The sequence below is a fragment of the Bradyrhizobium sp. Pha-3 genome, assembly GCF_042258325.1.
Lineage (GTDB): Bacteria > Pseudomonadota > Alphaproteobacteria > Rhizobiales > Xanthobacteraceae > Bradyrhizobium > Bradyrhizobium elkanii.
In genome coordinates, this window is sequence record NZ_CP170151.1 from 7418853 (window position 1) to 7431327 (window position 12475).

General features: G+C 65.1%; 15 protein-coding genes. 7 read left to right on the forward strand and 8 right to left on the reverse strand.

All coding sequences use genetic code 11. From position 1 onward, the window contains the following. Positions 1 to 277 precede the first annotated feature (277 nt). Positions 278 to 1273, forward strand: a complete 996-nt coding sequence (locus ACE10X_RS35410) for a VOC family protein (RefSeq protein ID WP_375763488.1) — start codon at positions 278 to 280, stop codon at positions 1271 to 1273. A 149-nt stretch (positions 1274 to 1422) separates the two neighbouring features. Here ACE10X_RS35410 and ACE10X_RS35415 read toward each other — a convergent pair whose 3' ends face one another. The 3 genes from ACE10X_RS35415 to petA all read right to left on the reverse strand — a co-directional run bounded on the left by ACE10X_RS35415 (position 1423) and on the right by petA (position 4957). Then, positions 1423 to 2097 (reverse strand): dienelactone hydrolase family protein, encoded by a 675-nt coding sequence (locus ACE10X_RS35415; RefSeq protein ID WP_375763489.1) that lies wholly within the window; start codon positions 2095 to 2097, stop codon positions 1423 to 1425. Between the two features lie 184 nt (positions 2098 to 2281). Then, positions 2282 to 4354: a cytochrome c1 gene (locus ACE10X_RS35420; protein WP_026193258.1), complete on the reverse strand. Its 2073-nt coding sequence runs from the start codon at positions 4352 to 4354 to the stop codon at positions 2282 to 2284. A gap of 72 nt (positions 4355 to 4426) precedes the next feature. Further along, positions 4427 to 4957, reverse strand: a complete 531-nt coding sequence (gene petA, locus ACE10X_RS35425) for a ubiquinol-cytochrome c reductase iron-sulfur subunit (protein ID WP_016839713.1) — start codon at positions 4955 to 4957, stop codon at positions 4427 to 4429. A gap of 276 nt (positions 4958 to 5233) precedes the next feature. Between petA and ACE10X_RS35430 the strand changes: the two genes are divergently transcribed. From ACE10X_RS35430 to ACE10X_RS35455, 6 genes are all read left to right on the forward strand, one after another. Next, complete coding sequence (locus ACE10X_RS35430) at positions 5234 to 5704, forward strand: tRNA (cytidine(34)-2'-O)-methyltransferase (RefSeq protein ID WP_375763490.1); 471 nt, start codon at positions 5234 to 5236, stop codon at positions 5702 to 5704. Positions 5705 to 5714: 10 nt separating this feature from the next. Next, a complete protein-coding gene (queE, locus tag ACE10X_RS35435) occupies positions 5715 to 6347 on the forward strand; it encodes a 7-carboxy-7-deazaguanine synthase (protein WP_375763491.1) in 633 nt (210 codons plus the stop codon). Between the two features lie 27 nt (positions 6348 to 6374). Then, complete coding sequence (locus tag ACE10X_RS35440) at positions 6375 to 6740, forward strand: 6-carboxytetrahydropterin synthase (protein WP_028338637.1); 366 nt, start codon at positions 6375 to 6377, stop codon at positions 6738 to 6740. 2 nt (positions 6741 to 6742) lie between these two features. Continuing rightward, the gene (gene hemF / locus ACE10X_RS35445) at positions 6743 to 7639 is read left to right on the forward strand and encodes an oxygen-dependent coproporphyrinogen oxidase (protein ID WP_375763492.1); all 897 of its coding nucleotides are present in this window, start codon (positions 6743 to 6745) and stop codon (positions 7637 to 7639) included. Continuing rightward, positions 7630 to 8370 carry an HAD family hydrolase gene (locus tag ACE10X_RS35450; protein ID WP_375763493.1) on the forward strand — a complete coding sequence of 247 codons (741 nt, stop codon included), beginning with the start codon at positions 7630 to 7632 and terminating at the stop codon, positions 8368 to 8370. Before hemF ends, ACE10X_RS35450 begins: the two co-directional genes overlap by 10 nt. A gap of 115 nt (positions 8371 to 8485) precedes the next feature. After that, a complete protein-coding gene (locus ACE10X_RS35455; protein WP_375763494.1) occupies positions 8486 to 8728 on the forward strand; it encodes a DUF2158 domain-containing protein in 243 nt (80 codons plus the stop codon). Between the two features lie 56 nt (positions 8729 to 8784). Here ACE10X_RS35455 and ACE10X_RS35460 read toward each other — a convergent pair whose 3' ends face one another. The 5 genes from ACE10X_RS35460 to ACE10X_RS35480 are packed head-to-tail and all read right to left on the reverse strand — an operon-like array spanning position 8785 to position 12368. Continuing rightward, positions 8785 to 9549: a sulfite exporter TauE/SafE family protein gene (locus ACE10X_RS35460; RefSeq protein WP_038386031.1), complete on the reverse strand. Its 765-nt coding sequence runs from the start codon at positions 9547 to 9549 to the stop codon at positions 8785 to 8787. Next, positions 9546 to 10802, reverse strand: a complete 1257-nt coding sequence (locus tag ACE10X_RS35465; protein ID WP_375763495.1) for a CCA tRNA nucleotidyltransferase — start codon at positions 10800 to 10802, stop codon at positions 9546 to 9548. The genes ACE10X_RS35460 and ACE10X_RS35465 overlap by 4 nt, the downstream gene beginning before the upstream one ends. After that, positions 10799 to 11062, reverse strand: a complete 264-nt coding sequence (locus tag ACE10X_RS35470) for a DUF6111 family protein (RefSeq protein ID WP_016839724.1) — start codon at positions 11060 to 11062, stop codon at positions 10799 to 10801. The genes ACE10X_RS35465 and ACE10X_RS35470 overlap by 4 nt, the downstream gene beginning before the upstream one ends. After that, positions 11059 to 11694 carry a CoA pyrophosphatase gene (locus tag ACE10X_RS35475; protein WP_371852161.1) on the reverse strand — a complete coding sequence of 212 codons (636 nt, stop codon included), beginning with the start codon at positions 11692 to 11694 and terminating at the stop codon, positions 11059 to 11061. Before ACE10X_RS35475 ends, ACE10X_RS35470 begins: the two co-directional genes overlap by 4 nt. 32 nt (positions 11695 to 11726) lie before the next feature. Then, a complete protein-coding gene (locus tag ACE10X_RS35480) occupies positions 11727 to 12368 on the reverse strand; it encodes a DUF1285 domain-containing protein (protein WP_375763496.1) in 642 nt (213 codons plus the stop codon). Positions 12369 to 12475: the final 107 nt, after the last annotated feature.

A 12475-nucleotide genomic window follows, 5' to 3' on the forward strand; every position in this document is an offset into this window, starting at 1 on the left:
GCGATGGCGACCTTCGACGTTTGTGAAAAAAGAAAACGCACCGGCCACCTATGAGAAGGTGGGCCACCAACGACGGGATGGGCTGGCAACGGTGCTCATGGCCCGTTACTCACCACCGGGCGCGGGCCGTGTCAAGAGATGGCCCGGCAGCCCTGCCCCAAGGCGGGACGCCCCCTGGACGGCATTTTCGAGGTTTGAAGGGGCAAGAAACCGCGTAGCATTTGCCGAAATGGCGGCCGGCCGGCCGCCCAAAAACAGACAGATGGCGGAGGCGCAGATGGCGATTTTGGGTCTCGGATATGCCGGCTTCGGCTCCGACGCGCTCGACGACTGGCGGCAGTTCGGCACTGGCCTCGTCGGGCTGCAGGCGGTCGAGCGCGGCAACTCGTTGCTCGCGTTCCGGATGGATGACCGCAAGCAGCGCATCGTGATCGACCGCGCCCAGGGCGAAGGCACCCGGTTCTTCGGTTGGGAGGTGGCTGACCGTGCGGCCCTCGACGCGCTGGCGGCACGGCTGGAGCGCGCCGGCGTCACCGTGACCGCGGAGCCGCAGGCGCTCGCGGATGCGAGGCGGGTGCGCGGCCTGATCTCGTTTCGGGATCCCGCCGGCAATCGTCTCGAGGCGTTTCACGGAGCCGAGATCGACGACACGCCGTTCAGGCCGGGGCGCTCGATCTCCGGTTTCCGCACCGGGCCGCTCGGCCTCGGCCACGCCGTGCTGACGGTCGAGCACATCGCCCCGGTGATGAGCTTCTATGTCGACGTGCTCGGCTTCGGCTTAAGCGACTACATCGAAAAACCGTTCCGCGCCTATTTCTTCCACGTCAACGCCCGCCACCACTCGCTGGCGCTGATCGAGACCGGCACGAACGGCATGCATCATCTGATGGTCGAGCTGTTCTCGCTCGACGATGTCGGCCAAGCCTATGACGTCGCCCAGCAGGAAGACCGGGTCAACGTCACGCTCGGCCGGCACACCAACGATCTGATGACGTCGTTCTACGCCAGGTCGCCGTCCGCCTTCATGGTCGAGTGCGGCTGGGGCGGCCGCGAGATCGATCCGGTGAACTGGACACCGTTCGAGATGCATGACGGCCCGAGCCTGTGGGGCCACGAGCGGGTCTGGCTGTCGCCGGAGGACCGCGCCATCGCGCGCGAGATGCGGATGCGCGCCGCCGCCGAGGGCAAGCGCGCACCGGTGCAGGTGATGGAAGGCAATTTCAGGCTGATGTCGGGGACCTGCCCGTGGTGGGAAGGGGTGAAGGAAAGTTAAGTCTCGCCGTCGTCCCTGCGAAAGCAGGGACCCATAGCCACAGGGCGTAGTTTATTTGACGAGATGACTGCCACTGTGCCGATTGCCGCGGCCGCAGCATATGGGTCCCTGCTTTCGCAGGGACGACACAACGTGTGCGCGTCGTACCTCTACCCCAGATGCTTCTTGAAGAAGTCCGTGGCGCGGCCCCAGGCGAGTTCGGCGGCCTCGCGGTCGTGCACCGACTGGCGCTGCTCGTTGACGAAGGCGTGCTCGGCGTCGTAGCGGAACAGTTCGAGCGATTTGCCGGCGGCCTTCATCGCCTTCTCGAAATTGCCGACGAGCTCGGGCGTGCACCAGTCGTCCTTGTTGGCGAAATGCGCCTGCAGCGGAATCCTGACGTCGGCGGGCTTGGCGGCCTGCTCCGGCGGGATGCCGTAGAACACGACGCCCGCAGTCAATTCCGGCACATACACGGAGCCGATGATGGTCACCGCGCCGCCGAGGCAGAAGCCGGTCAGGCCGACCTTGGCGCCGTTCTTGGCGAGATACTGCGCGGCGCCGCGCACCGTCTGCGTGGTGGCGTCCATGAAATCGAGCGAGTTCATCTCTTTGCCCGCGGCATCGGTGTCGTGATACGGCACCACCTTGCCCTTGTAGAGATCGGGCGCCAGCGCATCGAAGCCGGCCACCGCGAAGCGGTCGCACAGGCCCTTGATCTGGTCCGACAGGCCCCACCATTCCTGGATCACGACGACGCCGGGTGCGTTGCCGCGCGCCGCATTGGCGAGATAGCCCGACGCTTCCTTGCCGTCCGGACGCTTGAAGCTGATGCTGGTACCCATGAGTTCCTCCGCAATGTTTGCCGGCTGATTGGCCGGCATCTTGTCCGCACTCGGCGGCCGACGCAATTGACGACACTGTCATTCCGGGTTCGATGCTACCGCGTCACCCCGGAATGACGGAGAGGTTACAAACAAAAAAAGCCCCCGAAGGGGCTTTTTCAAACTCGCTATACCGTACCCGAGATCAGTGGGCGTTGGCCCAGACCTTGCGCTTGGTGAAGTACATCAGGAAGGCGAAGACGACCAGGAAGAAGAACACCTGCATGCCGATCCGCTTGCGCTCCTCCATGTGCGGCTCGGCGGCCCACATCAGGAACGTGGTGACGTCATGCGCGTACTGCTTGACCGTCGCCGGCGAACCGTCGTCGAAGGTCACCTGACCATCGGACAGCGGTTTCGGCATCTTGATGGCGTGGCCGGGGAAGTACTTGTTGTAGTACGAGCCTTCCGGGATCGTGACGCCGGCCGGGGCCTTGTCCTCGAAGCCCTGCAGAATGGCGTCGACGTAGTCGGGTCCCTGCTCCTGGTACTGGGTGAAGAAGTCGATCGCGAACTGCGGGAAGCCACGCTTGTAGGACCGCGCCTTGGTGATCAGCGAGAGGTCGGGCGGCGCCGCGCCGCCATTGGCCGCGCGCGCGGCCTGCTCGTTCGGGAACGGCGACGGGAAGTAATCCGCCGGGCGGCCCGGACGCTCGAACATCTCGCCCTGGTCGTTCGGACCGTCCTTGATCTTGTACTCGGACGCGAACGCTGCCGCCTGCGCCGGCGAATAGCCGGGGCCGCCGGGATCGGCGAGGTTGCGGAACGCGACATAGGACAGGCCGTGACAGGCGGCACAGACTTCCTTGTAGACCTTCAAGCCGCGCTGCAGCGAGCCACGGTCATAGGTGCCGAAAGGACCGGAGAACGACCACTTCTGGGCCGGCGGCGCGTTGCCACCCTCCTCGGCCTTGGCGTTCTGGGTGCCGCCGACGAGCAGGCTGCCGGCCACGACCATCGCGAGCATCACAGAGGCCGCGGTTGCGGCCCTGCCCTTGCTCTTCGCCAGCACGTCGTCGGCGATCGAGTTCGGCACCGGGCGCGGGGTCTCGATGCGGGCGAGCAGCGGCAGCACGATCAGGAAGTAGGCGAAGTAGCAGACCGTCAGGATGCGGCCGGCGATCACATAGATGCCTTCCGGCGGCTGCGAACCGAGGTAGCCGAGCAGGATGCAGACCACCACGAAGATCCAGAAGAACTGCTTGGCCAGCGGGCGATACTTCGACGAACGGGTCCGTGCGCTGTCGAGCCAGGGCAGGAAGCACAGGATGATGATCGCCGAGAACATCGCCACGACGCCGGCGAGCTTGTTCGGGATCGAACGCAGGATCGCGTAGAACGGCAGGTAGTACCATTCAGGCACGATGTGCGCCGGCGTCACGCCCGGGTTCGCCGGGATGTAGTTGTCGGCGTCGCCGAGATAGTTCGGCATGTAGAAGATGAACCAGGCGAAGAAGATCAGGAAGCAGGACACGCCGAACATGTCCTTGATCGTCGCATACGGCGTGAACGCAACGGTGTCCTTCTCGGTCTTGGCCTCGACGCCGGCCGGGTTGTTCTGACCCGCGACGTGCAGCGCCCAGACGTGCAGCACGACCACGCCGGCGATCACGAACGGGAGCAGATAGTGCAGCGAGAAGAAGCGGTTCAGTGTCGGGTTGCCGACCGAATAGCCGCCCCACAGTAGGGTCACGATGCTCTCGCCGAAATAGGGCACGGCCGAGAACAGATTGGTGATGACGGTGGCGCCCCAGAAGCTCATCTGGCCCCACGGCAGCACGTAGCCCATGAAGCCCGTCGCCATCATCAGGAGGTAGATGATGACGCCGAGGATCCACAGCACCTCACGCGGCTCCTTGTACGACCCGTAATAGAGGCCGCGGAACATATGGATGTAGACGGCGAAGAAGAACATCGACGCGCCGCACGCATGCATGTTGCGCAGCAGCCAGCCGTAATTGACGTCGCGGACGATCAGCTCGACCGACTTGAAGGCGAGGTCGGCGTGCGGCGTGTAGTGCATCGCCAGGATCACGCCGGTCAGGATCTGCAGCGCCAGCATCATCGAAAGGATGGCGCCGAAGGTCCACCAGTAGTTCAGGTTGCGCGGCGTCGGATAGGCCACGAACGAGGAGTGGATCAGGCCGAAGATCGGAAGGCGCCGTTCGATCCACTTCAAGGCGGGGTTGCTCGGTTGGAAATCAGATGGTCCGCTCATTGATGCGATCCTGAAGAAGAAAAACGACGCGATGGGTCCAAGTGGAAGCCGAAATCCCGGAGGGGCCGGGACTTAGCCGATCTGGATTTTGGTGTCGGAAAGGAAGGCGTAGGGCGGCACCGCCAGGTTGGCGGGCGCCGGCCCCTGGCGGATACGACCGGAGGAGTCGTACTGCGAGCCGTGGCAGGGGCAGAAGAAGCCGTCGTAATTGCCTTCATGGGCGATCGGGATGCAGCCGAGATGGGTGCAGATGCCGATCACAACCAGCCACTGGTCGTGGCCGGCCTTGACGCGGGCCGAGTCGGGCTGCGGATCGGGCAGGCTCGAGAGCGCCACGCTCTGGGCCTCCTGGATCTGCTTCTTGGTGCGATGGCTGATGTAGATCGGCTTGCCGCGCCAGAAGACCTTGATGTCCTGGCCCTCGGCGATCGGCGTCAGATCGACCTCGATCGGCGCGCCGGCCGCGATCGTCGCGGCATCCGGGTTCATCTGGGCAACCAGCGGCCAGACGGTGGCGGCTGCGCCGACCGCGGCGGCAGCTCCGGTTGCAACAAAGAGAAAATCACGGCGTGTCGGATGGTCCGCCGAAGACGCTGTCGTCACGATTCCTAGCCCTTTCTTTTCTGCAGCCGGTGGAACCGCCCTGGAGACGCAGGACGCGCCCCAAGAAGGCTGCCGGCGCCCGCGGCCCCCGCGGCGGCAGAAAACCGCTATTCCCCACCCCAAATGGCGGAACAGCAGTCCAGAATCGTTCTATTGGCACCCTTGCCGGACGAGCGCAAGCCCGCTATCGGCTCGCACACGTGCAATGCACGAAATCCGCGCCGAGCGATGTTTTATTGAGACAATTTCATCCGGATTTCACAGGCCGCCCGCACCATGCAGATCGCGCTGTTCCAGCCCGACATCCCCCAGAATACAGGGACGATTCTGCGCCTCTGCGCCTGCCTGGACGTGGCAGCCCATATCATCGAACCGGCGGGATTCGACACCTCGGATCGGAATTTCCGCCGGGCGGGTATGGACTATCTCGACCATGTGCGGTTGAAGCGTCACGACTCATGGTCGAAATTCGAGGAATGGCGGGCCGAGGCCGGATGCCGGCTGGTGCTGTTCACGACCAGGGCGGCGAAATCCTACCTTGATTTCGCGTATACGGCCTCCGATGTCCTGCTGTTCGGGCGCGAGACGGCAGGGGTGACCGACGCGGTGGTGGCCGCAGCGGATGCGCGGCTGGTGATTCCGATCCGGCCGACCATGCGTTCGCTCAATGTGGCCGTCACGGCGGCCATGGCCGTCGGCGAGGCGCTGCGGCAGACCGGTTCAAGAATCGCCGGTTCGGCAACTTAAGGGATTTTTGGTGAGCTACGCGGTCAAGGAGATATTTCTCACCCTGCAGGGCGAAGGCGCCCATGCGGGCCGGGCCTCCGTGTTCTGCCGCTTCGCCGGCTGCAACCTCTGGAGCGGCCGCGAGCAGGACCGCGCCGGCGCTGTCTGCAAGTTCTGCGACACCGATTTCGTCGGCACCGACGGCACGCTGGGCGGCCGTTATGCGACCGCGGAAGAGCTTGCCGGCGCCATTGCCGCGCAATGGACCGGAGGCGAGGCCGACCGCTACGTCGTACTGACCGGCGGCGAGCCGCTGCTGCAGGTCGACGCGGCCCTGATCGAGGCCCTGCACGGCCACGGCTTTGCGATCGCGATCGAGACCAACGGCACCATCGCCCCGCCCGACGGGCTCGACTGGATCTGCGTCAGTCCCAAGGCTGCATCCGAGCTCGTGGTGCGCAAGGGGCACGAGCTCAAACTGGTCTATCCGCAAAAGGAGAACACACCGGAGGATTTCGCGGGCCTCGCTTTCGAGCGCTTCTCGCTGCAGCCGATGGACGGCCCCGATGTGATCGAGAATACCGAGCGGGCAATCGCCTATTGCCTGAAGCACCCGCAATGGCGCCTCAGCGTGCAGACGCACAAGACGCTCGGGATTAGATGAACTAACAGAATCGGATTGTTGAACGAGATGTGGGAATTGACGAAAGCGTTTCGGTTCGAGGCTGCGCATGCGCTGTCCGGAACGACATTTGGCACCGCCAGCGAGGAGATTCACGGCCACTCCTTCCGCGCCGAAGTCACGGTGCGCGGCACGCCCGACCCGAAAACCGGCATGGTGATCGATCTCGGCCTGCTCGAACGCGCGATGGCCGAGGTGCAGAAGACGCTCGACCATAAGTTCCTGAACAAGATCGAGGCGATCGGCGTGCCGACGCTGGAGAATCTGTCGCGCTTCATCTGGGAGCGGCTGCAACACGCAGGCAAGCTGAGCCGCGTCAGCGTCCATCGCGACAGCTGCAACGAGAGCTGCACATACTTCGGCCCGCAAGGTTAGTCATGCTCCCAACAGACCCCGCCATCATCGAGGACCGCAAGGCGCGTGCGCGCGGCTGGTTCGAGGCGCTGCGCAACGACATCTGCGCGGCCTTCGAGAAGCTCGAGGACGACGCCCCGTCCAGGCTTTATCCCGGCGCCGCCGGCCGGTTCGCGCGGACCCCCTGGGACCGCACCGACCACACCGGCAAGCCCGGCGGGGGCGGCGTGATGTCGATCATGAAGGGCCGGCTGTTCGAAAAGGTCGGCGTGCACTGCTCGACCGTGCATGGCGAGTTCGCTCCCGAATTCCGCGCGCAGATTCCCGGTGCCGCCGATGACCCACGCTTTTGGGCCTCGGGCATTTCGCTGATCGCGCATTTGCGCAATCCAAACGTGCCCGCCGTGCACATGAACACCCGCTTCGTCGTCACGACGAAGGCGTGGTTCGGCGGCGGCGCCGACCTGACGCCGGTGCTGAACCGCCGGCGCACCCAGGAGGACCCCGATACGGTCGCCTTCCACGCCGCGATGAAGGAGGCGTGCAGTGGGCCGAACGGCGTCGCCGACTACGACAAGTACAAGAAATGGTGCGACGACTATTTCTACCTGCCGCACCGCAAGGAAGCCCGCGGCATCGGCGGCATCTTCTATGACTGGCACGACAGCGGCGACTGGGAGGCCGATCTCGCCTTCACCCAGGACGTCGGGCGCAGCTTCCTGAAAATCTATCCCGACCTGGTGCGGCGCAATTTCGAGGCCGCCTGGAGCGCGGAGGATCGCGACGAGCAGTTGGTCCGCCGCGGTCGCTATGTCGAGTTCAACCTGCTCTATGATCGCGGCACCATCTTCGGCCTGAAGACCGGCGGCAATGTGGATTCGATCCTGTCGTCGCTGCCGCCGGAGGTGAAATGGCCGTGATGAACCTGCCGCGCGCGATGCTGATCGACATGGATGACACCATCCTGTCGGCCTATGGACGCCCCGGGATCGCCTGGAACACGATCACCACGGAGTTCGCCGCGGAGCTGGCGCCCCTGCCCCCGGATCAGGTCGCGACGGCGCTGTTGGCCTATGCGCGGCAATTCTGGTCGACCGCCGAGCCGATCTGGCGGATCAAGCTCGGCGAGGCGCGACGGCTCACCGTGAAGGGCGGCTTCGCGGCGCTTGCGGCGGCCGGTCACCGCGCGCTGCCGGACGATCTCGCGGACCGCATCGCCGATCGCTTCACCGCCTATCGCGAGGAGGAGATGTTCGTCTTCCCCGGCGCGCATGAAGCGATCGATGCGTTGAAGGCGCTCGGCATCAAGCTCGCGCTGGTCACCAACGGCGCCGCCGACATGCAGCGCGCCAAGGTCGAGCGCTTCGCGCTCGGCCATCGCTTCGATCACATCCAGATCGAGGGCGAGCACGGCTTCGGCAAGCCGGAGGAGCGCGCCTACCTGCACGCGATGGAAGCACTCGGCGTCACCGCATCCGACACCTGGATGATCGGCGACAATCTCGAGTGGGAAGTCGTGGCGCCGCAGCGGCTTGGCATCTATGCGATCTGGATGGACGTGCACGGTGTCGGGCTGCCGCCGGGATCGACCATCAAGCCCGACCGCATCATCCGCTCGCTGAGCGAACTGGTTCCTGCCGCGCGCAAATAGCCGCATCGCGGCCGTTTTCCACGTCAATTCCGTTGAAGCTCGCGCCGGCCGTGATTTGACTGTCATGACCGGTCGCTAGCCTGCCGCCCGCGTCATCCAGCGCGGAGGGAAAATCATGGAACTGAAACCAGGCGATGTCGTCATGCTGAAGTCCGGCGGCCATCCGATCACGGTCGTCGAAGCCGACGAGGACAAGGTTGCGTGCCTGTGGATGGGCACGGACGGCGATCTGTTTCGCGAAACCTTGCCGCTCGTCGCACTCGAATCGACCGAGCTCGATCCGGAGGACGATGAAGAGGAAGACGACGAGGACGAAGACGACGACGGCGACCGCAAGAAGAAGCGCAAGGCGGCGTGAGATCCGTTGGCGCGATGCTGACTGGCAGGCGCCGGCAGCATCGCCTCCGCCTCCCGTCAGAGCGCGCGCAGCGCGCTTGCAATCATCACCACGCCGCCGGTGACCACGGCGGCATCGAGGATCGCGGTGTGGATATGCACCGGCATCCGCTCGACAAAGGCCTTGGCCAGGAACGCGCCGGGAATGGCGACCAGGCCGATCAGCAACGCAAGCGCCAGCACCTGCGCGGTGATGACCCCGGTCAAGCCGAACACCGAAATCTTGACCGCGGCACTTGTCAGTGAAATCACCGCATCGGTCGCAACCACGGCGGCGCCTTCGAGCCCGGCCGCCATCAGCAGCGACAGCAGGATGACGCCCGAGCCCGCGGTGCCGCCGACCACGACGCCATAACCGATGGCACCGGCCGCAAGGCCCCGCTCACCGATCCTGACGCTGTGCTTACGCAACAGCCGCCTGAGCGGCACGCTCAGGATCAGCATGCTCCCGATCACCAGCGACGCGCCGGCACTGGTCAGCCTTGTATAGCCGTAGGCGCCAAGCGCCGTGGAGAACAGCGCCGCCGCGATCACGATGATTGCCTTGCGGCGGTCGGCAAACCTGACAAAGGCGACGAAGCGGCTCGAATTGGTGAAGATCGACGAGATCGCGATGATCGGCACGACCGGCTCGGCGCCGACCATCGGCACCAGCACCAGCGGCATCAAGGCGCCGGTGCCATAGCCGGCAAGACCACCGATCACGGAAGCAAACAGCGCAACGGCTGCGACAAGCAGAATTTGAAGGAGCGAGATATCTGCGAAGCCGGAGAGGAAATTCAAAGCCGATGATCGCGGGTGAAACGGGAAACGGTCTGGTCGGCGATGCCAGACAACACCTGCGGATCGAGTGGGAAATCCGCGGCTAGCCAAGCATCCTCGGCCAGGGTCAGTACATGCCCCAGCGCCGGTCCCTCGGCAATGCCGCGCGCGACGAAATCCGACGCCCTCAAGGGAAAGTGAGGCGCGCGCCAGCGCTCTGGTAGCGTGGCGAGCGCGCGCCATTGATCGACATCCTGGCCCGCGCCGGTGCGCGCCCAGGCCAATAGCAGCCGGTCGCGATAGGGCTCCTCGTCGAGCCGGTAGAGCCTGCGCTTGGCATGGGCCTCGTCCATGCCGGGCAGACGCCACCAGCGATGGCCCATCGAATCGAGCGCCTTGGCCTCGGCGTTGGAGAGCCGCAGCCGGCTGGCGATGCGACGCGCGTCCTCGGTCACGGCGACCGTCAGCGCGGCCAGCCTTCGCATCGCGCTCGGCGCGAGCTTCATCAGTTGCTCGATCTCGATCATCGCCGCGAACGGGCCGGTATAGGCGACGCCGCCGAACAGCGGCTGCAGCAAGCCGCCGTCACTCATCGCGACCACTGCACTCGCGGCGCCGTTCGCGACCACGAGCTTGAGCATCTCCATGCGAATCCGCTCGGCCGAGAGGCCGGCCAATCCGGCGCGCCCACTGACGCAGGCGAGATAGCCGGCGCGATCGACCTCGCCCGCGCCATAGGCGGCATGGAAACGGAAGAAGCGCAGGATGCGCAGATAGTCCTCGGCAATCCGCTGCGCGGGATCGCCGATGAAGCGCACGCGCCTCGCTTCGATGTCGGCGAGGCCGCCGACGTGATCATGCACGACGCCCGAGGCGTCGACCGACAGGCCGTTGATGGTGAAGTCGCGCCGCTCGGCGTCGCGCACCCAGTCGCGACCGAACGCCACCCTGGCCTTGCGGCCATAGGTCTCGGTATCCTCGCGCAGCGTCGTCACCTCGAAGGGCTGGCTGTCGACGACCAGGGTCACCGTGCCGTGCTCGATGCCGGTCGGCACGCTCTTGATGCCCGCCCGCTTGGCGCGGCGGATCACGTCTTCCGGCAGCGCCGTGGTGGCGATGTCGATGTCGGCGAGCGGAATCTGCATCAAGGCGTTGCGCACGGCCCCGCCGATCACCCGCGCTTCCTCGCCGTCGGCATTGAGCAGGCCGAGCACGTGCGCCGCGGGCCCGGAAGCGAGCCATGGCGCGTCGGACAACAGGCGCACCTCGCTCATTTCTCAACTCCCGGCACCAGCCTGCCGTTCTCGATATGGGCGGGAACGTAGGTCGAGTTCGGCGGCGCGCCGGTCAATTCGGCCAGCAGCACGAAGCTCACGATCACCATCACCAGCGCCACCAGCGTCAGCTTCGCCAGCATGTCGAGCGGCCATGACGCCGGCAGCGTCACGCCGGACCGCGTAGCGATGAGGAAGATGGCATAGACCGCGAACGGGACCAGAAAGATTCCGATCTCGGTCAATACCGTGCGGATCATGACAGATAGATCCGCTCATAAAGCACGCGCAGGATGCCCGCGGTCGCGCCCCAGATGTAGCGCTCGGCGAACGGCATCGCGTAATAGGACCGGTCCATGCCGCGGAATTCCTTGGTGTGAATCTGATGATTCTCCGGGTTCATCAGGAAGGCGAGCGGCACCTCGAACGCATCGACCACCTCTGCCTCGTTGATCGCAAGCGTGAATCCCGGCTTCACCTTGGCGACCGTCGGCAGGATGCGGAAGCCGAACGCGGTACCATAAAGGTCGAGATAGCCGACCGGGTCGATGAATTCCCGCTTCAGCCCGACTTCCTCGCAGGCCTCGCGCAGCGCGGCATCGAGCGGCGAGGCGTCCGTGGCGTCGATCTTGCCGCCGGGAAACGAGATCTGGCCGGCATGGCTCGACAGATTGGGCGAGCGCTGCGTCAACAACACGGTCGGCTCGGGGTGATCGACCACCGGGATCAGCACCGCGGCCGGCCGCACCGGCTGCTCCTGCGCCACGATCTCGAGCATGCGGTCGTTGCCGGAGTCTCCGGTGCGCGGAATGATATGCGGATCGACCAGGCCCGGCGGCACATCGAAAGTGAGCCGTGTGCGGGCCCGCGCGAAGAATTCCGTCGAGCTGATCGTCGCCGGCTCCACCTTCAGCAACGGCTCGTTCAAAGTGCGTCCCTCACCTGACTGGCATCGGCCATCGCGAAGAACTCGCCGCCGGACTTGATGCCGAACATCTCTTGACCATCGACCATCCGCTGCTCGCCCATGTCAACCAGATCGTAGTAGAGCGCGCGGGTGACCTTGGCCCACAAATCGGCGCGGACATGCAGATAGGGCGTCAATCCGCCGTCCTCGGCAGCCTCGAATCTGAGGCCGTGGCCTTTCTCGCAATCGACCCAATCGTCGACATTGGTGCGGAACCTGAGCAGGCGACCGCGCGCGTCTTCCCCGGTCTGCATTTCCACGGCAAGGAACGGCGCGTCGTCGACGCGGATGCCGACCTTCTCCACCGGTGTCACGAGAAAGTGCTTGCCGTCCTCACGCTTCAGGATCGTGGAAAACAGCCGCACCAGCGCGGGGCGGCCGATCGGCGTTCCCATGTAGAACCAGGTGCCGTCAGGCGCGATTCGCATGTCGAGATCGCCGCAGAATGGCGGATTCCACAGGTGAACCGGCGGCAGGCCCTTGCGTCCGGCCGGACCCGATGTCGCAGCTTGACTGGCGGCCGTGGTGAGCCCTTCGAGACCCTTGCTCCCGAGGCCCGTAGTTTCCCTGCCGGAATCGCTCTGCCCTTGCTTCGCCATTGTTTGCCTTAAGGTTTCCTACCTTCAATCTGGCACGTTTGGTGCACATATCCTGAGATGTGGTCGGGATGTCATTCTCGCCACATCGTGATGCCGTTCATACCCTG